The sequence below is a fragment of the Novipirellula methanifontis genome (assembly GCF_052161655.1).
Classification (GTDB): Bacteria; Planctomycetota; Planctomycetia; order Pirellulales; family Pirellulaceae; genus Novipirellula.
On record NZ_CP197418.1, the window covers coordinates 5,388,383 to 5,411,348 of the forward strand.

The 22,966-nt window shown below is 53.8% G+C and carries 19 protein-coding genes; 11 read left to right on the plus strand and 8 right to left on the minus strand.

Annotated features, from left to right (window positions below):
* Positions 1 to 484: 484 nt before the first annotated feature.
* A complete protein-coding gene (locus SH528x_RS19630; protein ID WP_442505149.1) occupies positions 485 to 2,053 on the plus strand; it encodes a sulfatase in 1,569 nt (522 codons plus the stop codon).
* 303 nt (positions 2,054 to 2,356) lie between these two features.
* Here the strand turns inward: SH528x_RS19630 and SH528x_RS19635 are convergent, their stop codons facing one another.
* Positions 2,357 to 3,301, minus strand: a complete 945-nt coding sequence (locus tag SH528x_RS19635; RefSeq protein WP_442505150.1) for a universal stress protein — start codon at positions 3,299 to 3,301, stop codon at positions 2,357 to 2,359.
* Positions 3,302 to 3,687: 386 nt separating this feature from the next.
* Here SH528x_RS19635 and SH528x_RS19640 point away from each other — a divergent pair, with 386 nt between their 5' ends.
* Together SH528x_RS19640 and cydB are read left to right on the plus strand one after the other, a co-directional pair.
* Positions 3,688 to 5,172 carry a cytochrome ubiquinol oxidase subunit I gene (locus SH528x_RS19640; protein ID WP_442505151.1) on the plus strand — a complete coding sequence of 495 codons (1,485 nt, stop codon included), beginning with the start codon at positions 3,688 to 3,690 and terminating at the stop codon, positions 5,170 to 5,172.
* Positions 5,169 to 6,197: a cytochrome d ubiquinol oxidase subunit II gene (gene cydB, locus SH528x_RS19645; RefSeq protein ID WP_442505152.1), complete on the plus strand. Its 1,029-nt coding sequence runs from the start codon at positions 5,169 to 5,171 to the stop codon at positions 6,195 to 6,197. Before SH528x_RS19640 ends, cydB begins: the two co-directional genes overlap by 4 nt.
* A 208-nt stretch (positions 6,198 to 6,405) precedes the next feature.
* Here the strand turns inward: cydB and SH528x_RS19650 are convergent, their stop codons facing one another.
* A complete protein-coding gene (locus SH528x_RS19650; RefSeq protein WP_442505153.1) occupies positions 6,406 to 6,858 on the minus strand; it encodes a hypothetical protein in 453 nt (150 codons plus the stop codon).
* Between the two features lie 210 nt (positions 6,859 to 7,068).
* Positions 7,069 to 8,004, minus strand: a complete 936-nt coding sequence (locus SH528x_RS19655) for a hypothetical protein (RefSeq protein ID WP_442505154.1) — start codon at positions 8,002 to 8,004, stop codon at positions 7,069 to 7,071.
* A 215-nt stretch (positions 8,005 to 8,219) separates the two neighbouring features.
* Between SH528x_RS19655 and SH528x_RS19660 the strand changes: the two genes are divergently transcribed.
* Positions 8,220 to 8,717, plus strand: coding sequence for a GNAT family N-acetyltransferase (locus SH528x_RS19660; RefSeq protein WP_442505155.1), 498 nt, complete (start codon positions 8,220 to 8,222; stop codon positions 8,715 to 8,717).
* Positions 8,718 to 9,077: 360 nt separating this feature from the next.
* Here SH528x_RS19660 and SH528x_RS19665 read toward each other — a convergent pair whose 3' ends face one another.
* Together SH528x_RS19665 and SH528x_RS19670 are read right to left on the minus strand one after the other, a co-directional pair.
* Positions 9,078 to 10,130: a nucleoside monophosphate kinase gene (locus SH528x_RS19665; protein WP_442505156.1), complete on the minus strand. Its 1,053-nt coding sequence runs from the start codon at positions 10,128 to 10,130 to the stop codon at positions 9,078 to 9,080.
* Positions 10,131 to 10,447: 317 nt separating this feature from the next.
* Positions 10,448 to 11,440: a hypothetical protein gene (locus tag SH528x_RS19670; RefSeq protein ID WP_442505157.1), complete on the minus strand. Its 993-nt coding sequence runs from the start codon at positions 11,438 to 11,440 to the stop codon at positions 10,448 to 10,450.
* Positions 11,441 to 11,573: 133 nt separating this feature from the next.
* Between SH528x_RS19670 and SH528x_RS19675 the strand changes: the two genes are divergently transcribed.
* The 3 genes from SH528x_RS19675 (at position 11,574) to SH528x_RS19685 (ending at position 14,167) form a co-directional block, all read left to right on the plus strand.
* On the plus strand, positions 11,574 to 12,095 hold the full coding sequence (locus tag SH528x_RS19675; RefSeq protein ID WP_442505158.1) for a macro domain-containing protein: 522 nt from the start codon (positions 11,574 to 11,576) through the stop codon (positions 12,093 to 12,095).
* Between the two features lie 126 nt (positions 12,096 to 12,221).
* Complete coding sequence (locus SH528x_RS19680; RefSeq protein WP_442505159.1) at positions 12,222 to 13,274, plus strand: ADP-ribosylglycohydrolase family protein; 1,053 nt, start codon at positions 12,222 to 12,224, stop codon at positions 13,272 to 13,274.
* Between the two features lie 2 nt (positions 13,275 to 13,276).
* Positions 13,277 to 14,167 carry a M28 family metallopeptidase gene (locus SH528x_RS19685; RefSeq protein WP_442505160.1) on the plus strand — a complete coding sequence of 297 codons (891 nt, stop codon included), beginning with the start codon at positions 13,277 to 13,279 and terminating at the stop codon, positions 14,165 to 14,167.
* 6 nt (positions 14,168 to 14,173) lie between these two features.
* On the opposite strand, the gene SH528x_RS19690 is transcribed toward SH528x_RS19685, so the two are convergent.
* Complete coding sequence (locus SH528x_RS19690; RefSeq protein WP_442505161.1) at positions 14,174 to 14,566, minus strand: DUF2721 domain-containing protein; 393 nt, start codon at positions 14,564 to 14,566, stop codon at positions 14,174 to 14,176.
* 200 nt (positions 14,567 to 14,766) lie between these two features.
* On the opposite strand from SH528x_RS19690, the gene SH528x_RS19695 reads away from it, so the two are divergent.
* A complete protein-coding gene (locus SH528x_RS19695) occupies positions 14,767 to 15,054 on the plus strand; it encodes a hypothetical protein (protein WP_442505162.1) in 288 nt (95 codons plus the stop codon).
* The gene (locus tag SH528x_RS19700) at positions 15,051 to 15,905 is read left to right on the plus strand and encodes a hypothetical protein (protein WP_442505163.1); all 855 of its coding nucleotides are present in this window, start codon (positions 15,051 to 15,053) and stop codon (positions 15,903 to 15,905) included. The genes SH528x_RS19695 and SH528x_RS19700 overlap by 4 nt, the downstream gene beginning before the upstream one ends.
* A gap of 13 nt (positions 15,906 to 15,918) precedes the next feature.
* Here the strand turns inward: SH528x_RS19700 and SH528x_RS19705 are convergent, their stop codons facing one another.
* The gene (locus SH528x_RS19705) at positions 15,919 to 16,680 is read right to left on the minus strand and encodes a helix-turn-helix domain-containing protein (RefSeq protein WP_442505164.1); all 762 of its coding nucleotides are present in this window, start codon (positions 16,678 to 16,680) and stop codon (positions 15,919 to 15,921) included.
* Between the two features lie 102 nt (positions 16,681 to 16,782).
* Here SH528x_RS19705 and SH528x_RS19710 point away from each other — a divergent pair, with 102 nt between their 5' ends.
* Complete coding sequence (locus SH528x_RS19710) at positions 16,783 to 20,082, plus strand: DUF1553 domain-containing protein (protein ID WP_442505165.1); 3,300 nt, start codon at positions 16,783 to 16,785, stop codon at positions 20,080 to 20,082.
* Positions 20,079 to 21,554, plus strand: coding sequence for a DUF1501 domain-containing protein (locus SH528x_RS19715; protein WP_442505166.1), 1,476 nt, complete (start codon positions 20,079 to 20,081; stop codon positions 21,552 to 21,554). Before SH528x_RS19710 ends, SH528x_RS19715 begins: the two co-directional genes overlap by 4 nt.
* A gap of 633 nt (positions 21,555 to 22,187) precedes the next feature.
* Here the strand turns inward: SH528x_RS19715 and SH528x_RS19720 are convergent.
* Positions 22,188 to 22,922, minus strand: a complete 735-nt coding sequence (locus SH528x_RS19720; RefSeq protein WP_442505167.1) for a helix-turn-helix domain-containing protein — start codon at positions 22,920 to 22,922, stop codon at positions 22,188 to 22,190.
* Positions 22,923 to 22,966 lie beyond the last annotated feature (44 nt).

Consider the following 22,966-nt stretch of genomic DNA (forward strand, 5'->3'; position numbering starts at 1 on the left):
AATTTTTGGTTGTGCAATTTTTCTGCCACCTCTCCACCAACTTCGTTGGGGGAGAGGTCGAACGGAGCCTTCAGCGACGTTCGGGTGAGGGGGCTGACCGAGCAAGCCACTCGCTAACGATAACACGGTTAGCACCAGAATTGCTCGCCGATAGCGCGGTCGCCCCCTCACCCGAGCAACGCCTTAAGGGCGTGCTCGACCTCTCCCCCGACCTTCGTCGGGGGAGAGGTAACTGCAGTCTAGGACGGAAGGAAAACTCCCACCTAATATCCGACGTCAACACCAAAGTTTTAGCAGCCCCAGGCTTGCGCCCGTCATGCCGCGATTTTATTTATAGTAGAATGCGCTGTTCCAAACCGTCCATGCGAACGCATCCTCGCCAGCACAAGCTTGCTCGACCGTCGTTCCAACTTTTGGAAATTGACTGACAACTTTGGCAAAATTCACGATCGATACAATGACACGAAATCGAACAAGCAATCTGATGAAACATTTGATTTTTGCACTGATTGGAATTCTTTCCATAACCTCGGTGACGGCGGACGAACGCGGCAAAGCAAGCCCGCGAAACTTTGTCTTTATTCTGGTTGACGATCTCGGTTGCAGAGATCTTGGTTACGAAGGCAGCACGTTTCACGAAACGCCGCACATCGATGCACTCGCTGCTTCGGGAATGCGATTTGACCACGGTTACGCTGCATGCCAGGTCTGTAGTCCGTCGCGAGCCAGTATCATGCTGGGCAAAGCCACACCTCGCCACGGCATTACGGATTGGATCGGCGCAGCCAGTGGGATGAAGTGGAATCGTGATGACCAAGTCCTGCCCGCCGAATACGTTCACACTCTTCCCAAGGACGACACGACTCTTGCCGAAGCATTTCGCGAGGGAGGCTACACCACTTTCTTTGCGGGTAAGTGGCATCTCGGTACCGAAGGTTCGTGGCCCGAGGACCACGGGTTTATGATCAACAAGGGCGGCTGGGATGTGGGCAGTCCCAAAGGGGGCTACTTTGCTCCATGGAGTAATCCCCGTTTAGAAAGCGGACCTGATGGAGAGTCGTTGACGCTAAGACTCGCTAATGAAACCGCATCGTTCATCGAATCGAGCAAAGACAAGCCGTTCTTGGCTTACCTGTCGTTCTATACCGTTCATGGTCCGATCCAAACCACGGAAGAGCTTTGCAACAAATACCGTGACAAAGCCGCTTCATTAGGGCTGACGAAAAATGACAAGCGATTTGAGCTGCGTCGCCGCTTGCCCGTTCGCCAGGTCCAGGACAATCCGATTTATGCAGGCATGGTCGAGACGCTCGACAACGCTTTCGGAATTGTAATGGGCAAATTAAAGGAAACCGGACTCGATAAGAATACGGTCGTTATCTTCACGTCGGACAACGGCGGTGTTTCCTCAGGCGATTCATTCTCGACGAGTCTGTTGCCGTTCCGCGGTGGCAAGGGAATGCAATGGGAAGGTGGCATTCGCGAACCGTACATTATTCATGTACCTGGCATGACCGAGTCGGGTTCGTCGAGCGAGGTGCCGGCGATTGGAATGGACTTTTATCCGACGATGTTAGAGTTAGCCGGGTTGCCACTACGACCGCAGCAGCACGTCGATGGCGTCAGTCTGGTTCCAGTGTTGAAAGGGGACAAGATTGCGGAGCGGGACTTGTTTTGGCATTACCCACACTATGGCAATCAGGGCGGCGAGCCCTCGTCGATTATCCGCAGTCATGACTGGAAAATGATTCATTACTATGAAGACGGTCGCAACGAGTTGTACAACCTGACGACTGATCTCAGTGAAGAGACCGATGTTGCAACGCAGCATCCCGAGCGAGTAGCCGAGATGAAGAAACGGCTTGACGCATGGTTGATGGAGACCGGTGCAAAGATTCCACAACCCGATCCGCGATTCAATCAAGCCAAGTTCGACGCGCGAATGAAAAAAGTTCGGGACGTGCAAATGCCAAAACTCGAGAAACAACACGCGGATTATCTCGACAAAAGTAAAAATCCAAGTCCTGATTGGTGGGGCAGTGCAAAGGATTAGATCGGCGTGGTGCGATCACGCTGAATCGATCGCCAGTAGCTTCCACGCAGTTTCAAGTAGGGCCGGTTCCCACCGGCCGTCCTTGACGGCTCGATGGAGTCGGCCCAATTCCCTCTACTTTGACACTAATCGGGTGGTTTTTGTGGCGGTGCGGCGCGAGCCGCCCGGCTAATTTAGAACGTTTTACTCACTTCAGCCGGACGGCTCGCGCCGTTCCGCTACCAATGTAGATGGCATTGGGAGTCGGCCGGTAGGAACCGGCCCTACGCTAGAGTACAGCTAACGCATAGCTTGCCGCGATTCTTACGATGTTGTAGCGTGCGCCTTCGCGGCGGCCTCTTGCTTTGCGACACGATGGTCGTGTTTGTCACGCACGATCAGCACACTGCAATGCGAGTGGCGTAGCACGTATCGCGACGTGCTGCCGAGAAACACTCGCGTCAATAATCCACTGTCACTGTCGCCGATCATCATAAGATCGACGCCGTGTTCATCCGCATAGTCCACCAGGGTTTCGCCGATGTGATCGCCTTCGACCAAGTGGATTTCTGTGTCCAGTCCCATCTGTTGAACTGCTGTCTCCATTCCCAACATGTGCTCGTGCGCATTCTTTAGATATTTCGTCCAGAACTCGGTAGCTTTCTGACGGATGTCCTGTCGGTAAAAGGAGCTGACTTGTAAGACGCGAACCAAATGAACCTCAATGGACGCGTCCCAATTAAATTGTCCGAGCCAATCGATCATGCGTTGATCCTGGGGCCTACCCGACAACGCGATGACAATTTTCCGAAGTGCCGGTGGCGTGCTCGAATCTCGCTGCGGACGAACGATCAAGGTGGAGGTTTCACTATGGGTCGCGACGTAATCCGAGATGCTGCCCAACAGCACGCGTTCGAGCCCCGAATGGCCGACCGCACCCAGTACGATTAAGTCGGAGTCACTGTCTTGGGCCACTTTCAAAAGTTCAGTCGTTGGCGAACCGACTGGAACGTGAGTGTGCAGCGAGTGGACGGGGCCGCTTAATTCAGCTGCGGTCTGCTCGACGCGTTCCTTGGCCGCCTCACATTCCTCGTCGATGAACAGCCCTAGATCCGTTGGCATCAACATGGTGCCCGAATCGATCATCATGGGCGGCACCACGGCGGAAACAATTTCCAAGTCAATCGGTTCTCGAAACGGTAAAGAGAGCAGATAGTCGGCAGCCGCTTTGGAGTGCTGCGATGAATCGTTAGCTAGAAGTACACGCATGATTGTCTCCGATTGGCATCATTGAGGATGCGATAGCGTGTCAGTAAAGACACTGCGAAATTTCCTTGCACAGTACATCTCATGGCAATTCGAGTGCCATCTCTTATTGTAAAGGGTTTCAGCGACTTGGGACCGAAGATGTGCTCCAAAACGCGCGTTTACATCGCCGCTCCGTGCGGTAGTGCACAATGAACAACTGAGCAGAGTGCTCGCCAGGATTTAGGGGTCAAATGGGTCACAAAGACGGCGGAGCGATCAGCGACATTCGTTTGCCACTCGGATTTGCGATTCGAAACGAGCCGTGTTTCGGTGAGTCCATCTGCCGCATCTTTGCACGCACACATTTTCCGCAACAATAGTGAGACCAACCGCACGGGGGAAATTGGATGGACGTTGAAATACTCAGCCGACTGCAGTTCGCTCTCACGATCATGTTCCACTATCTGTTCCCTCCGCTTTCGATCGGACTGGGACTGCAGCTTTTTCTGTGCGAATGGCGGTATTTTCGCACACGTGATCCGGCGTGGGAGGCCGCGGCCAGATTTTGGACTCGCGTATTTGCCGTCAATTTTGCGATCGGAGTTGCCACCGGGATCGTGATGGAGTTCGAGTTCGGCACGAACTGGGCTGCCTATTCTCGGTTTGTGGGCGATGTGTTTGGATCGGCCTTAGCCGCCGAAGGCATTTTTGCGTTCTTCCTCGAAAGCGGCTTTCTGGCCGTGTTGGTGTTCGGATGGGATCGCGTCGGCGTGAAAATGCACCTGTTCAGCACACTGATGGTGTTTCTGGGATCGGTGTTTAGTGCCGTTTGGATCGTCGTCGCCAACAGCTGGCAGCAAACGCCCGCCGGTTACCACATCGTATGGCATGACGTGCAAGGCGAGATGATGCCACGGGCCGAGGTGACCGATTTCTGGGCGATGGTGCTTAATCCGTCCTCGGTCGATCGGCTAACCCATACGTTGATCGGCGCGTTCGTCTTAGGAGCATTTTTCGTTGCATCCGTGTGTTCGTTCTACTTGCTGCAAAAACGGCATCTTGCCGTCGCTCGTCGGTGTCTGTCGATCGCGTTGCCATCCGCTTTACTGTTCACGCTGTTGGCCGCGATAACCGGACACGACTCGGCTCAGCAACTGGTCGAAACTCAACCTGCCAAGCTGGCTGCGATGGAGGCTCATTTCCATACCACCGATAAACCCACGGGCCTTTATCTGTTTGGTTGGCCCGATGCCAAAAACGAAAAAGTGCATTTCGGCGTCCAATTGCCGTACTTGTTAAGTGCGATGGTTTACAACGATCCGATGAAACCGGTCCCTGGCATGGACAAAATTCCCGAGGACGAGCGGCCTCCGGTGTGGTTACCGTTCCAAACATTTCATTTGATGGTTGGCATCGGAACGATGATGATCGGCGTGGCCGCATTGGCGTGTTGGTCGTGGTATCGCGGTTCGCTCGAGAAACGACGATGGTTGTTGTGGATGATCGTTGTCATGCCCGTCGCAGCGATGACTGCCAACCAAGCGGGTTGGATTACCGCCGAAGTCGGCCGCCAACCTTGGATCGTCTACCCGTCGGTGCAAGGAGGTGTCGAAATGATGGGGCTGCGAACCGCCGACGGTTTGAGCGAATCGGTGACCGCCGAACAAGTACTTGGTTCGATCATCTTGTTTGGCGTCATTTACTCGCTGTTGTTTGCAGTGTGGGTGTTTGTGCTGAACCATAAAATCCAACATGGTCCCGAGTCGCCCGAGGAATTGACGCAGTACAAACGGCGTCGCAGCGGAGAGTACAACGAGGAATCAATTTCCGAGGTGATTGGCCACCAAGGCACGAACCGAGGCGGTGGATTGATGGAGGACGGGGTACTATGAATTACGAAGCTCTGACGTTTATTTGGTTCGTGCTGTTGGGCGTTTTGCTTTGCGGCTATGCGATTCTGGATGGCTTTGACCTCGGCGTCGGGATACTGCACCCGTTTATTGCCAAAGACGACCGCGAGCGGCGACTGGTCATGAATTCGATCGGCCCGTTGTGGGACGGCAACGAAGTCTGGTTGGTGACCTTCGGTGGAGCACTTTTTGCCGCCTTTCCCGTCGCCTATGCCACTGTGTTCAGCAGTTTCTACACCGCATTCTTTTTGCTTTTGACATGTTTGATCGGCCGCGCCGTCAGTCTTGAATTTCGCTCCAAAGTCCAATCCGTTCGCTGGCGATCGGTTTGGGACTCGGGCTTTTTCCTCTCGTCGTTGACCGCAGCTGCGCTGCTAGGCATTGCCGCGGGGAACATCATGGCCGGGATGGAGTTGGGGCCAAAATACAAATACGAAGGAAGTTTGCTCAGCCAGATCTATTGGTATCCGCTGCTCGTCGGTGCGTTAACCGTTTCGCTGTTTGCGCTTCACGGAGCGATCTATCTGTATTTGAAAACCGAAGACGAATTACAAGACCGCGTGCGACGGGTGATCCCTCGTTTGATCTACGTGTTTGCCGGTTTGTATGTCATCGTGACGCTGGCTACATGGTGGCACGTTCCCCATGCGACAGAGAATATCGCCGCCCACCCCATCCTCTGGGTCGTACCGATACTGAATGCATTGGCGGTATTGAACATTCCTCGAGCGATGCACTTGGGCAAACCTGCCTACGCGTTTTTCACATCGTCGATGGTGATTTTGGCGTTCGCGTCGCTATTCAGTGTCGCGATCTTCCCCAATTTCATGCTCTCGACGATCGACCCAGCCTACAGCGTGACACTGGACAACGCCCGCAGCAGCCAACAAACGCTAGGCACGATGTTGATCATCGCCGCGATCGGCATCCCCTGTGTACTCAGCTACACCGTCACGATCTATTGGATTTTCCGAGGCAAAGTCAAACTCGACCCGCATAGCTATTAATCGTCCCACGATCTCGCCTCAACTTCTCACCCCTGCAGTCAGCACGATGCATCAATTGGTGTTCCAATGTATGCAATTGTGAACGATAGGAGACTAAGGTTCGCCGTTTATGAGGGACGAAAGTCTTGGCGACTTTCGCTACGAAGAATGTTCACTACGCTACCGGATGAGCGAATGGGCGCACCGGTGTGGCCGTATTCGCCCAGTCTTAGCGACGCGTGGGCTCGGCGGACGGAGTCGCATTCACGTCGGAGTCGCCATCTTCACGTAGACTTTGATGACACCGAACGCAGCTGACGGTCAAGTGGTTAAACGCCAAGGTCACACCGTCAATATTCTTCCGTTTGGATTGATTGATCAATTCATCCGTCACGAATTGAAAGGTGTTGACGTGTTTGCGGTACTCTTTGTTGCGACTTCGCACGAAGCCTTCCATCGTATTAAGCACTCGCATTTTTTGGGCGTTCGCTTGGATCGTGTCAAAGTCCTGCATCGCCAACCCACGCAAGATCGCGCTGGAGTAGTCGAGTTTCTTCTCCATCCAAAAATCAATTGGCTTGTCTTCAGATTCGACGATCTCTGTGGCGGTGCTTGTTGGCTCCTGCGCGAAGCAGACAGGTAGCAATAGCAGACTGAATGCGACCGAATATAACGTCTTCATGGTTTGTCTTTCGATGGTTGCGAAATGAAGCGAGGAACGATTCATTTGCAACAGGGCAAACCGAGTGCCACAGAGCCAAACATGGGGATATGGATCAGGCAATAATCGAAGACATTAGAACTTTGTCTGCAAACTGTTTGCTATCGTGGCGTCTACGGAGCGACAGGAACTTGTGTCGCTCCAGCGGCTCCGCTCGTTCTAACGAGCTGGTTAGATGCCCGACCGAACGGGCACTGTTGATGGTGGCGGCGAACTGCCGAGAGGTGCGGCGCTGTTACCTTGCGGTGCAGGCGCGAAGCCTTGTGGCGGTGGAGCTTGTTCGATGCCTCCTCCAGGCGGTGGTGCTTGCTCGGTAGCGCTGACGCCGATGTCATTCATCAGGTGATGCAGCGTCGCTTCGATTCGCTCGGTCTTGGCGACAATTCCCAAGGCACCAATTTGACGGTGCTGGTGACGTGACCAACCGCGGATATCATCTTGAATGTGATGGAACAATTGGTCCATTCCACTTAGACGCGATCGAACGGCATCGTGGTCGTTGTTGTGATCCGCTGCATGGATATACTTCGCTACGCCTAGCAGCTGATAGCCTTCGCCGTAGGTTTCTGCGAATCCAACGTTGTGAGAATAGTTGTAGTGAAAATCGAGTAACAACTCGTTAATCAGAAACTCCAATTCGCCCGACAGATCGTGGTACTGGGTAAATCCGCCAAACGGCATTATTGTGGGACGAGCGATGACGTGCGAGTTCGAGGATTGTGGCGCGTAGTAGTAGTTGTTGCCTTGGACGTAATATTGCCCACGACCGCCGATCGACCTGGGGACAACATAGCTGCGATTCGAGTGGATCACATCATGGTGCTCGCGTCCGACAACATGCCCATGACTATCGCGGATGACATGGTCGTGATGGTCGATGTGCGAACCACCCCCAATTGGGATTTGAATACCACGTGAACCGCTATGCAAAACGTCGTGATGCTCGACGCCAACTGCATGTCCATGTGAATCGCGAATCACATGATCGTGGTGATCGATATGAGGTTGCGAATTGCCGCGGCTGCCGAAGTTGATCCCCCCGTTGCCGATGCGAATCTGAAACTGTGCCGAAGCCTGCTCTGCGATCAAAAAGACGCTGAGAGCCATAAGAATTCTAATTATCATCACGGAAGTCCATCTATCGAGTGAGTGCATTTTGGGCGGGCAAGTGCAGCCGCAGCGTCGTCGCTTATTCTGTTAACACCAACTCTAACCGCTAGAATAGCGGATGCCGTTTGGGACGAGGACCTAAACGGCCAAAAACGACCACGAAAACGATGCAAGTCATCCTAACCGCAACAGAAAGGATATTCGGTTTGTAAATGATGGACAAAAATTTTGGCAAACCTGCGGCGATTCAGCTAAGAAAGTACACCCCCTCGGATGCTCTGCCGCTGCTGATCCTGTTTCGCGACACGGTGCACCGCGTCAATTGCCGCGACTATACGCCTGAGCAAATTTCCGCTTGGGCCCCGGCTGATCTGCCACTGGAACCTTGGGCAAAACGTTTCGAGGGAAACATTGCCTATGTGGCTCATGACAACGACATCATCGCTGGTTTCGCTGATATGACGCCCAGCGGCCACTTGGATCGGTTGTATGTTTCGGTGGACTATCAGCGCCAAGGCGTGGCAAGTCAACTGTTGCGAGCGATCCTGCGGTCGGCACATCAGCTGGGATTGCAAGAGGTCACAACCGATGCCAGCATCACCGCAAAGCCATTCTTTCTTGCTGCATCGTTTGTCGTCGTACAGGAGCAATCGGTGCTCTGTCGATCACAGCGAATGACCAATTTCAAGATGCGTTACACTATTTCGTAACGCGAGCTAACTGCGCTGCTGAACCATCGAGCCGATTCTCTTGAACGCATCGACCTGCGGGCTGTTGATTTAACCAAAATGTAAATCGCAATAGTGAGCCGTGGGCCGTAAGGCACCGGGTGATGCGTGGTACCCGGCCGCTCACGCGTCACGGCTCACTGAATCAACGAATCGCTAATTCGACTGTCCCACCTTGTGAGCCGTGGGCCGTAAGGCACCGGGTAATGCGTTGCACCGGCCGCCCGCTCACGCGAAAGCGGCTCACTAAACCGACAGCCCACTTGCCGCCAAGCGGAACAAGCTCATTGGAACGCGGCGAGAAGCGTTTCAGTGCCCAATCGCCAATGAGCTAACGCCATCTCACTTCGATTTCTCTTCCTTGGGGAAAGGCCTCAGGCCAAGCAACATCTCGGCCCTTTCGGTGAGTGGTCGGGCTGCAAGGTTTTTATCGGTGTACTCGGCCAGGTTGCTGCAGACGGTCGCGTAGACCGTTTGACGATCGTGACTGGTATCGATTTCAGCACACTTGTTTTTGCTCTTGAAAAGCTCAACGGTGGGCAATGTTTCCGACTTGAAAGTATCGAATCTCAATTTCAGACTTTCGACATTGTCATCAATTCTTCCTGTGTACTTGGCACGCCCCAGGATACGCTTTTCAAGAACCGCGTAGGGGCATTCAAAGTACAACATTTTAGGCAACTCCGTATCCTCGCCAAAGATCTCGTACCAGCCCGCCAAATTGGATAACGAGCGGGGGAAACCGTCGAGTAGGAAGTTGTTCATCCCCGTCGTCCTGGTAATATGCTCCATCGCGTTTTTGAGCAGCGTCACAACGATTTCGTTGGGTACTAACTTTCCAGCAGCAATGATTTCAGCGATAGTGTCTGCGGTCGAACCGCCAGACTGGCGTTCGGCGCGGAGTAGATCTCCTGTGGACAAGTGAGTCCATCCGAGTTGAGACTCGGCAAGCTCACACATCGTCCCTTTTCCGGCACCGGGGCCACCGAGAACAAAGACGACGTTGGGTTTGGGGCAAGGTTGCCTGGGATCGTAATGGTGCAGCACCACTTTCGGCGCCGGTGCGACTCCCTTCTTATAGACATGCCATTCTCTGTCAGTGGGTGGCAGCTCATCTTCGCATGTCATTTCGTAAGCCAGATGGCCATCGAGTCGGCAAATTCTCCAGGATTTGTAGCTGTTGCTGTAGGACAGAGCAGGGCTCCGAGCTGATTTTCCATCTGCCCGATCCCATGCCATCTTGCCGTTCCAGTAGCCGAGACTTGATACGGTTCCCGATTCTGATTCAGTCGGAGGTGCCGTAGAAGGAACGAACAAACCATCCACTTCGGGAAGCCCGGATCCAGTCACCTCAACAAAAAGAGTGTTCGGTTTACGTTCGTTGTTTTCGACCATAGCTTTTTACTTACGTTTATTGACACCACTGGAGATTTCGCTGGCCGTAATATGCGATGCCGCAAAACCAGGATGACGTTTTGACTCGGTTTTTCGTGAACGCAGAATGTGTTCAGGCATTACTGCGATATCCGTGGCTCCCCTGCCGTCGAGAAGTTAGACAAAGTTATAGCACCGACGACGATGCTTCGCGGGGGGGGGCAGTCAAAAGCGATAACGCCAATTTCGGATGTTGCGTTGTGAAAGACGGAGTTTTTTTGCCAGCAGGACCAAGCAAATATTTGCACGGTGCCGTCATCGGGCTCGCTGCTGATGGATTAACGCAGACGTGACACCAAGTCTGCGACGATCGGCTTCGAGCAGTTGTAGGAGACCACTTGGATATCGAGATCAAAGTCGCGATATTTTAACACCGCGCGTTCGATTGCTTTTACGATCCACTCGTCACGATTGCCGAAGACGCCGCCACCAAGCAGTGTCAGGTACAGTCGGTTAAAGCCAGTGCGAACCGTATTAAGAATCGCGGCACACAATGTTGCTTCGTAGGCGGCGTCGAGGATGAGTTGGGCGAAGTCAGCCCACTGCTCCTGTGGTTGACGGCCATACGCGATCGGTAACGCCGAGCAATATGCTTGCGAGACGAGGTGTTGGGAACCCGGCAACGTCACTGCGGCATCGCTTTGCACTCCAATCCGCAGCTCGCCTCGCAGTTCGTCCAGCTCATTTTCAGTCGACTTTTGCAATCGGGTTACAATGGCCTCGAGTCCACCGTCTGTCGGAAACAAATAGCCGTTTTGCATCGACCACAGCCTTCCTTGGGCATTGCCAAGTCGCTGTCCCAGATCAGCTGAGCAGTCGATTTGCGGGTTAGCGGTTTGACCAATTGAATCCTGAACGGGGACAAAGTAGTTGCGAAAGATCGTGCCGGCACCACACGCGATCGCGCAGGCAGGGCCTTGAGTGTGATCGTGCTCGTAGATTCCCACACCCTGCTCGGGCGTCACCGTGGGGCCAGCCATTTCCAGCAAATTGAATTGCGAAGCGACTTGAAAGAGCGCGTTCGCGTTTGCAGAATCCGTATGCAACTGACGAACATCGCCAACGATTTCGGCAATCGTCGCTCTTCCTCTTGCAACATCCGACGCACGAACACGTTCACGAAGTTCAGACAACTTGGGAGTTTTTAGTCGTCCACAGGCGATTCGCTTGCCACTCGGGCAAACGAGAAAGTCACCTTCAACCGAAAGTTCACGCCGCACCTGCTCGGGTGACATTTCGTCAATCTCGGTTAGTTTTTCAAACCAAGTCATGTTTGTATTCACCGTGGAAAGGGTTTAAGAGGTTGTAAGTCGAGTCCATTGCATCATCGATTTGATGCTCCGATTTATGTTACGCTAAATGAGACGGCATATTGTGGAGTGCTAATGGTGAGGACGTTGGCCAATGAAGATCGAAATTATGGTGGGGGACGTTTTATCATTTCCGGCGGACGTTTTGATCTCAACCGCCAATCCTTGGCTGAATTTGTCGGGGGGCGTTAATGGTGCCATTCTGACCGCGTGTGGTGAAGGAATCCAGGCCGAGCTGCACGCTCATTTGAAGCGTCTGGGCGCAGCGGCGGTTCCGGCCGGAACGGTCGTGAGAAGCGAACCCAGTTCGTTGCCTTTCCGGCACATCCTTCACGCGGTTGCGATCGACCCATTCTATGACTCGTCGCCTGAGCTCGTGCACGCGACATTCTCTAACGCGATGGCGATGGCAATCGAGCTGGGGGCGAAATCGATCTCCTCACCGACTCTCGCCACTGGGTACGGTCCAATGTCGATCAGTGATTTCGGCAACGCAATTGCGCCCCTTGTGGGAGACTCGAGGTTTGACGGTATCTCGGTAACGATCGTTGTTCGTGGAAAAGACGATGCAAAAGTCCTGAAGGACGCGATAGCGGATTCATCGTTGCGGCCGTGAGAGAGACGTATGAATTGTGAGTGTTCTTCTTGCGGATCGTCCGACTGTTCTGTGTAAGGTTTTCCCGTAATTGTAAGTCGACAGCGTTAGCTGCTGGCCTAGTTTCGAATATCAAAAGAAGTGTAAATGAGTCACGATCCGATCACAGGCTGTATTTTAGGGACCGCCGTTGGTGACGCGTTGGGGCTTCCTTACGAAGGTGTCTCGCCGGATCGAGCGATAACGTTGCTGGGGGCGCCGGATCGGTATCGTTTCTTTTTTGGACGTGGAATGATCTCAGACGACACCGAGCATACTTGCATGGTGGCTCAGTCAATGATTGATGCGGCGGGGGACGTGGACGTTTTCAGACGGCGGTTCGCAAGGCGGCTGCGATGGTGGATCCTGGCGTTTCCCGCAGGCGTAGGGAAAGCGACGGCACGGAGCGGGATGAAGTTGTGGTTGGGTGCGAAACCGGAAAACGCGGGTGTCTGGTCCGCAGGCAACGGGCCGGCAATGCGTGCGGCCATCTTCGGAGCCGCGATCGACGACCTGCCGTTGATGTTACAGATGCTGCGGGCATCGTCGCGGTTGACGCACAGCGATCCCAAGGCTGAGTACGGTGCGATCGCGGTCGCGTTGGCGGCAAGAAAAGCCAAACAAGAGGGTGGCATTGATGCGAACCAATGGTTGCAGAGCGTTGTCGATGCTGTTGGTGAAGACGGTTCGGAGTTCGTTGAATTGTTACGACGAGCGATAGAGAGTGTGAGTGCGAACGAGTCCACTATGGCGTTCTCCAAGTCGATGGGGCTGAGTAAAAGAGTGACGGGCTATACCTACCACACCGTACCGGTCGCCATTCACGCTTGGTTGTCTCACCCGTGTGATTACCGGCTTGCCGTGACCACGATGATTCAGTGCGGTGGCGATGCGGACACGACTGCTGCGATTGTTGGTGGGATTGTGGGGGCCGGTGTCGGTCGCGATGGAATTCCAAACGAGTGGCTCGATGGCATCTGGGAGTGGCCACGTAGCGTCCGCTGGATGGAGTCGCTAGCTGGATCGCTCAACAATGCCATCGCAAACGGCACGTCGACCGTATCGCCCAGGATCAATCCGATCGCAGTTTTGCTTCGCAACTTCCTCTTCCTATTTGTTGTTCTTTTCCACGGTTTCCGCCGACTCGCTCCACCTTATTGATAATGAATACTAACAAAGACCAAATCGAAGCCAATTTGCGTCTGCACGTGGATCGTTTGGCGGGGTTGATCGGTCCGCGCACTCTGAAGAAACCGAAAACGATCAACGCGACGATCGGATACATCACATCCCAGTGGAATGAGATGGGGTATTCGATCCAGCAAGAAGTGTATGACGCGATGGGCGACGAGGCCACCAATCTGATTGTCGAGCAACCAGGAAAACATAGTTCAAAAGAGATCATAGTGCTTGGTGCTCACTATGACACCGTCTCATCGACCCCCGGCGCGGATGATAACGCTTCTGCGGTTGCCGTGTTGCTAGAGGTCAGTCGATTGCTACGTGAGCACACTGGCAAACGAAACGCTCGTTACGTCGCATTTGCCTGCGAAGAACCACCCTATTTCAATCTCGATGCGATGGGCAGCCAGCACCATGCCCGCATGTCACGCCAGCGCGGCGACAAGATTGCGGGGATGCTGTGTTTGGAGATGGTTGGGTACTATCGGCTGACCCAAGGTTCACAATCGGTGCCCCAGACGATACCGAGATGGATGCGGCGATTCTTTCCGCAGCGAGGTAACTTTCTCGCTGCCGTTGGCAACATCCCCTCATGGAAACTGTGCTGGAGTTTCCGTCGCGGATTCAAACGTGGGACGCGGCAGATGCCTCTGTTTTCAATTTGTTTGCCTGAGAAGGTCAACGAGATCCGTCTGAGTGATAACAGTTCGTTTTGGGATCAAGGGTATCCTGCATTGATGTTGACCGACACTAGCTTCCTACGCAATCCGAACTATCACCAAGCGAGCGACACACCGGACACGCTTGACTACCCCCGCATGACCGAAGTAACGCTCGGCGTTGCCTCGGCCATGCGGCGATTGCTGGGGTAAAAACTCTCACTGTTTCTCGAGATCGCCCAATTGCAGATTCAACGCCCCGACGGACATGCGGATCTCCCACAGCGATATCGCCAATGATCCAACCATCAGAACCAGACTGATTCCGAAGACGATCTTGCCCAACGCGATAAGACCCGCGAATAGTAGTCCCATGCAGATCGTACAGGACAACAGACTTGCCACGCCGAGGGTCTGCATGTCGCGAATCAAGTTCACGCGTTTACGGAGGTTCGCAATCTGCGCGGCAGCTACGGGATCGGGCGTTTTTTGGTATTCGCGATGAAGCGTTCGGATGACTGTTGCCAACGCCAAGAATCGGTTGGTGTAGGCGAGCAACAACAGCGAGATCGTCGAGAAAAGTAACGCAGGCGTGGTGAGATCGATGGCCATGAAGATGTATCGCAGACGTGGGGTGTGGGACGCAAATCAACAATTGCTTTGTCGAATCGACAGAGATCAGAATACCTACATTGCCACAATTACGCAGGTGTGCGAGTGAGGATTGTCTTGCCCGATCGAATTGGCGGAAATGCCCGCTGGAGGCTGGTTCTCGGTTGCATGAACTAAGATCCAGCCGATACTCTGTCCAGATGAACTCGTCTACTCCTGCACCGAAAACGCCCCGCACCGCCGTTGCCGAGCTGCTTTTCGTCTTCACCGGCTTGGTCGTTGTTTGCCTCTTTTATCGTGCCGATTTGGCTGCACTGAATCCCGCGAAATGGGCTACCGTTTCCGCTTGGACGCTGTTGCTAGTGGGACTGGTGATGGCTCAGCAACTTAGATACCGGTTTGATTGTTTGCTGCGACGACTGAACGCTCGAAATGCTTTGTCGATTTCTGACGCCGACTTTACAGTGATGAAGCAGAGTTTACAGTGATGAAGCAGAGTTTGCATTCACGAGCAAATATCGCGTCTGTGGCGGGGAGCATCATGTTGCCTGTGATTCTGTTGATCGCCTATGCGTTGGTCTGGGCGAACGATTCGTCCGCGACGAGTAGCTCCTTTGCAACGCCGGCGATGACACTTGAGATCGTGATGGAATTCATTGCCGCCGCCATTGTTGGCAGCTATGTCGGTCGCGGTGTCTACTATGGGTTCTTGGGAACAGAATTGTCGCGACGTCATTGCAAGGTCAACATGATTCTGGGCCATTCCGATCAAGCGTGTGGGCTGCGTCCGATCGGCGACTTTTATTTTCTGCAGGCTTTGATCGTGGCATTGCCGGTCGCGTTCTTTGCTTTCTGGGCAGTTATGATGCCGGTGTGGACCGCTACTTGGCCCGAGACACATTCGAACTTCACTACAGATTGGCAGGGAGTTTACGTCGTTTTTCTAGTGGTTGCCATCTTGTTGGAGTTTGCATCGTTTGTGTTTCCATTGCTCTCGTTCCATCGCCAGATGAAACAGCAGAAACAGATGCTGCTTCCATTGGCGGACAAACTGAGTGCGAAACTTTCGCAGTTGCAATGGAAGCGAACTCTGATGATGACAGGCGACGATAATTCTGAAATCGAGAAGGAATTTGACGGGAGTTCGGAGTGTGGAGATCCGGGACAATGGATTGAACAAATTGGAACGTTGGAAAGCTTGCCGACGTGGCCGATCGCCCCCAGTATTCGTAATCGATTCGCCGCTGGAAATATGGTGTTTCTGATCCCCGCGGCATTTCGTCTAGTTCAATACCTGATGAATGCAGCTTCCGCTGGATTGCCGCTCTCGCCAACGTGATCAAGGCATCGCATTATCGAAATCGCTTTCGGTAACCCAGTGGTGTTAGGCCCGTAACTCGTCGAAAGCGTTTGGTAAAATGGCTTTGATCACAGAATCCGACTTCATTGCCAATTTCGACGATACTCTTTGACGTTTGAGTCAGCAGTTGTTGGGCACGCTGGATGCGACGAGACAAGACATACTCCGTCGGCGAAAAACGCAAGATAGATCGGAATCGTGCGTTGAAGTGAGTGGCCGACAGATTCGCCAAATCGGCCATCTCCTTCATCGAGATCGTCTCGGTGTAGTGTCGATCGATGTGCTGGATGACCGGTGACAGTTCTTGAAAAAACTCCGATTGGTCCTCGCGTGATGCAACCGGATACATCACGCCGGCTATGCCGATCACTTTACGTGACGGGTCAAACAGTGGCGTCTTCGTTGACACATACCACTTGGGGGTGCCACGAACGTGAGGCACCAACCACATTTGGTTAGGGATGACGTTGCCACTACTCATCACGCGGCGATCTTCGGCGTGATAGGCTTCGGCGAGCGCAGGTGGCTGGAATTCAAGGTCGGTACGCCCGAGTAATTCTTCTTGACGTTCCATACCAAATACTTCCGTCAAAGTTCTTTGATTGACGCCGATATAACGATGCTGAGCATCTTTGGCATAAAACAGGACGGCAGGCAGGTATTCGTACAAATCGAAAACCTCGCGAATTCCAGGGGATTGCCTGAAAAACGCATCTTGAAATTCTTGGGAAGTAGTCGAAGTTGCTGTGGGCATCGTCAAAACGTACCAAAACGGAGTCTCTTTGTACAAGACTCTCCTAAGACAGAGGCACATAATCGTAAGAGTACAGAATTCGCCCTTATGCAAGTAACGACGATGAACCCATCTACTTTAAGAATCCTTTGTCAGACGCAACTTAGTGTCGTTGTATTCGTGATGGTCTCGACTTTGGCAAACGCGGAGGAAATTTCGTTCAATCGCGATGTTCGCCCGATTCTTTCGGATCGTTGCTTCAAATGCCACGGGCCTGATGCCGCGAATCAGGAATCCGAATTTCGTCTCGATACGTTTGCCAACGCAACTGCGGACTTGGGTGGCTACTTTGGTGTGGTTGCTGGCGACCTCGAGGCGAGTGAACTGCACGTTCGGATTTACGATGAAGATGATCCGATGCCGCCTGCGGATTCAATCAAACTATTGACGGACAAAGAGAAAGCGATTCTCGATCAGTGGATTCTCGAGGGTGCAAAATTCGAGTCGCACTGGGCGTTCACACCTCTGCCCGAAACGATTGCAACGCCGGACGTTGCCGAACTTGGCGAACTGGCCGATTGGCCCAAAGGCCCGATTGACCGGTTCATTGCCAAGACGCTGGTGGAACAAAAGATGAAGCCTGCTGGCGAAGCGCCGAAGAACAAATGGCTACGCCGCGTCACGTTTGACTTGACCGGTTTGCCGCCGACCGAAAAAGAAATTAGTGACTACGTTGCCGATGACTCACCCGACGCGGGAGCCAATGTCGTGGACCGCTTGCTGGAAAGTGTCGCCTACGCCGAACGCATGACGAGCGATTGGCTGGACGTGGCTCGCTATGCCGATTCGTACGGGTATCAACAAGATACCGAACGTTTCGCTTGGCCCTATCGTGACTGGGTGATCGAGGCGTTCGGCAACGGCATGCCTTACGATCAATTTATCACGTGGCAACTTGCCGGCGACTTATTACCAAACCCATCACGCGAACAGTTGCTGGCAACGATGTTCAACCGCTTGCATTCGCATCAACGCGAGGGAGGCGTGTCGGTCGAAGAGTTTCGGGTCGAGAACGTCTCGGACCGGACTCATACGGTGGGTACCGCGGTGCTGGGGCTGACGATGGAGTGCTGTCGTTGTCACGATCACAAGTACGATCCGATCACGACGAAGGACTACTATTCGCTCAGTGCGTTCTTTGACAATATCGACGAAAATGGATTGATTTCTTATTTCACCGACGCAGTGCCGACACCGGCGATGCTGCTGCCTGATGATGATCAACAGCAAAAACTAGACATACTCAACGGGCAACTTACCGAAGCGGAAGCGGCCTGGCAAAAGCACCTTGGCACTCACGTCGATCCGGCGTTCGCCGACTGGTTAAAAGTTCGCGAAGTCGAAACGTGGATACCCGGCGAAGTCGTGGAACTTTCCTTTGACGAAACTCAGCCAATTATCAAGGACGTCGTGAAGAAGGATACCGCGAAAAAGGATGGCCTGAAAAAGAATACCAATGCAGCAACCAAGGCCCCAAATGCTAAGCCACAAAAGCCAAAGGTTGACCCCAATAAATTTGCTTTGCTGAACGGACGGGGAAATAACGGAATCAGTTCAAATGCCAATTCCTTGGTCGCTGGCAAGTTTGGGAAAGCCATTCATTTGACGGGCGAGGATCCAGTTGAGATCCCCGAAGTCGGACACTTCGAACGACATGATCCGTTTTCATTCTCGTTGTGGATTTGGTCGCCGGAAGTCAATGAACGAGCAGTGATTTACCGCCGATCACGCGGTTGGGATGACGCGGGCTCGATCGGTTACGAGCTCACTCGCGAAGGAGGCATCCTGAGTGCCAAGTTGTGTCACTTTTGGCCTGGCGATGCGATTGCGATCGAGACGGTCCAGCCGATGGAAGCGGATCGTTGGTATCACGTCGCAGTGACGTACGATGGATCGAGTCGTGCTGCGGGACTGCAGATCTTCGTCGATGGAAAGCCAGTCGAGACCAAGATCGACAAAGACCACCTGACGCGAAACATCAGTACGTGGGCGGACAGCTACGAAGCAAACGACCAGTATGATTTGGCGATCGGATCACGTTACCGCGACCGTGGCTTCGTCGGCGGCAAGGTGGATACATTTAGCGGTTTCGACCGTCAGCTCAGTGCCATCGAGGTGGCTCAGTTGTTCGACGGCCGTTCGCTGAAGGCGTTAATCGACAAGCCGCATGTCGCTCTCTCGCACTACGACCGTAAGCAATTGCGAGAGTACTTTGTTCTCGCCGTCGACCCAACGACGCAAGACGTACGTGATGCCCTCCGCGACGCCCGGGCAGCCGTGAATACGCATGTCGACTCGATTCCCGCCATCATGGTGATGCGGGAAACCCAGCAGCCACGTCAAACTTATGTGCTCGATCGAGGAGTTTATGACGCCAAGGGCGAGCCGGTCGAACCCCGTACGCCTTCGTTTTTGCCGCCGATGTCCGACGAGTTGCCTCGTAACCGACTCGGGCTGGCTCGTTGGTTGACATCACCCGATCACCCGCTGACCGCCCGCGTCGCCGTCAATCGATATTGGCAGTTGATGTTTGGTCAGGGTCTGGTGAGAACGCCCGAAGACTTTGGCAATCAAGGCGAGATCCCGACTCATCCCGAGCTTTTAAATTGGCTCGCGCGCGACTTCATCGCTTCGGGTTGGGATGTTCGTTCGTTAATTCGCAAAATCGCATTGTCGGCGACCTACCGTCAAAGTTCGGTGGTGTCCCCAGAACAACGCGAAAAAGATCCGACAAATATCTACTACGCTCGAGGCACCGGCATGCGTTTGTCAGCCGAGATGATTCGAGACAATATTTTGGCGACCAGTGGTTTGCTGACGAAGGATGTCGGTGGTGAACCGGTCAAACCTTATGATTTGGCTCTCGCCTACACACCCTTGGACGTCGACGAAGGCAACAAACTGTATCGCCGAAGTCTTTACACTTTCTGGAAACGTGCGTCACCTGCTCCGGTCATGATGGCACTGAACGCACCCAGCCGCGAAGTGTGCCGGATGAAGCGAGAAATCACCGACACGCCGTTGCAGGCGCTCGTGTTGCTCAACGGTCCTCAGTTTATCGAAGCATCGCGAGTGCTTGCGGCCGAATTGCTTGACCAATACGGCGAAAACGCCACGGAACTGGCTCACGACGCGTTTCTGCGATTGACGTCGCGTGAGCCATCCGTCGAAGAGTCCGAGATTCTGGTCGAGATGTACCTGAATCAGTTGGACGAATTCACCAACAATCCCGAACGTGCGATCGAATTTCTGAAAATCGGCCAAGCTCCTGTCTCGCCGAAAACGGCTCCAGCCCCATTGGCAGCTGCAACGGTCTTAGTCAATTCCATTATGAACTTGGACGAAAGTGTGAGGCATCAATGAGTCACCCGAAAACCACCCCAGGCACCGGTACGCCCCTCTGTACCGGCAACGACTTGAATTCGTATTCACGCCGACAATGGCTCAGCCAGTTTGGCTACGGCGTTGGCTCGATGGCGTTGGCCACGTTGATGCAACAAGACGCCGCGAAAGCGGAATCGGCGGCCACGCTTGGTTCCGGTTTGCACCACGCTGCCAAGGCCAAGCGAATTATATTCCTGTTCCAATCAGGCGCGCCTTCCCAGATGGACTTGTTCGATTACAAGCCGGTTCTCAATGAGCGTGACGGCGAAGAACTGCCTGCGTCGATTCGAAAGGGGCAACGCTTGACGGGCATGAGCGCGCATCAAGCAAGTCTGCCGATCGTCGGTTCGCCGTTCAAGTTTTCTCAGCACGGTGAAAGTGGCGCATGGATGAGTGACCTCTTGCCCCACACAGCGAAGATTGCCGACGAATTGTGTTTTATCAAATCGATGAACACCGAGGCGATCAACCACGGCCCCGGTGTCACAATGATGCAATCCGGTTCACAGTTCCCCGGTCGCCCCAGCATGGGAGCGTGGTCGTGGTACGGTCTAGGCAGCGAGAACGAGGATTTACCCGCCTTCGTCGTGATGGTGTCGAATGCTCGTGGTGGCCAACCGTTGTTTGCCCGACTTTGGGGCAGCGGTTTTCTGCCGGGCAAGTATGACGGCGTGGAGTTGAGATCCGACAAGGATGCGGTGCTGTACTTGAACTCGCCCGCCGGCATTTCGTCATCGAGTCGCCGCAGTGCGCTCGACGGACTCGCGAAGTTGCACCAGTTGCAATTCAAGTCGACGGGCGATCCGGCAATTGAAAACCGCATTGCCCAGTACGAGATGGCGTTTCGGATGCAAACGTCGATCCCCGAAGTGACCGACATATCCAACGAAAGCGAAGAAACACTGTCGCTCTACGGCGACGACGTGAAGACGCCCGGCACCTATGCGGCGAACTGTCTGCGTGCCAGGCGAATGGCCCAGAGTGGCGTGCGATTCATCCAGCTCTATCAACCCGGCTGGGATCATCACGGCAATCTTCCGAACTCCATTCGCAATAAGTGCAAACAAACCGATCAGCCGACTGCGGGGCTCATCCAAGACTTGAAGAATCACGGCATGCTTGACGACACATTGGTGATCTGGGGAGGCGAATTTGGTCGCACTAGCTATTGCCAAGGCAAGATCACGCCCGGCAATTTCGGTCGTGACCATCATCCTCGTTGCTTCACAATGTGGATGGCAGGTGGCGGTGTGAAAGCAGGCTACACCCACGGCGAGACCGATGACTTCAGTTACAACCTCGTCTCGGATGGCGTTCACATTCACGACTTTCACGCCACGATTCAGCATCTGATGGGAATCGACCACGAACGGTTAACGTACCGCTACCAAGGACGTGACTTTCGTTTGACCGACGTCCACGGACACGTCGTCAAAGAACTGATCGCGTAGCGGAAGTCGTCAAGACTTTCGTTTTCCGCGATGACCGAAACTCTTGACGAGCTGTTGATTTAATCGGAATCCAAATCGCAGTGGTGAGCCGTGGGCCGTAAGGCACCGGGTAATGCGTGGGACCCGGCCGCTCACGCGTCACGGCTCACTAAATCAACAGCCCGTTGACGAGTTCCGCTACGGGCTGCTCCCCCCAATGCAAGAGACTGCTGAATTAGTACGACATCACCGCTCTGACGTTAGCCGTTTGGGCGAACGCTGTGAAGCATTTTCTGGTAGCTACCTTCGCCAGAAGGTGGTGATTCGCATTTGGACGGCAACCATCCACGCTCTGGCGAGCGTAGCTACTAAACGCAAATGCCGCAATTTGCCGCCTCTAAATGCTTCACAGCGTTGCGTTTGGGCACTAGCCCCGGTTGGATGGTGACGAAACCGTGGCTAGCGCCAAAACGGCTAATTAAATCAGCAGTCTCTTGAAGTCGGGAGGAAGCACCAGAGCAGTTTTAGTTTTGATGTAGCTACCGTCGCCAGACGGTGGACCACGTTCTGGCGAACGTAGCCACGGCTCAAATGCATTTGTTTGTGCCACGAGTGACCTATTTCGATGGTCCAACGATTGTCCGCGTCCCGTGGTTAGCGTTTTCGATATTGCGACGGCGAGCAACTCATGATGCGGCGAAAACTGCGACTGAAATGGGCGTGGTCGTAAAAGCCACAGCTATGGGCGATCTCGGAAACGGTGTGCTCACTCTCGCGAAGAAGTTTCGCCGCATGCTCGACGCGGACGCGAACCAAATATTGACGCGGCGAAGCACCGAAAGCGTGACGAAAACGACGTTCAAAGTGGCTGACGGATAACCCCGCCATATTGGCGAGTTGGTCGGTCGACAGATTATCGGAAAAGTTGGCGTGCAAGTGTTCGATGACGTTGGCAAATGCGTCAACGGTGCCCGATGGCGTCTGGATGCGTTCAATTTGCCGCGAGAAACCTGCGACTCCGATCACCCGCCCTCGGCCATCTCGCAGCGGAATTTTGCTGGTCATCACCAACCGCGGTGAGCCAGCGTCTTCGGGGGCACTTTCGACACGATTGATGATCGCTTCCCCTGATTCCATCACCGCTAGATCGTCCGCACGGTACTCGTCCGCACGGGATTTTGGGAAAAAGTCGTGGTCCGTTTTGCCGATAGCGTCAGCCTCAGATCCAACGCCGCAATACTCGCAACCCCGGCGATTGAGCGCCATAAAACGGCCTCGGCGGTCTTTTGCGAAAAAGGACAACCCCGGCAGATAGTCAAACAACGCAAACGCTTGGTCGCTTGGCCCAAGGCGAGCGAAAAAGGCGTCTCGCAGTCTGGTATTTTCCATGGCGCTATTTTACACGGATTTGAGTCCCGCGTGCAAGACATCGG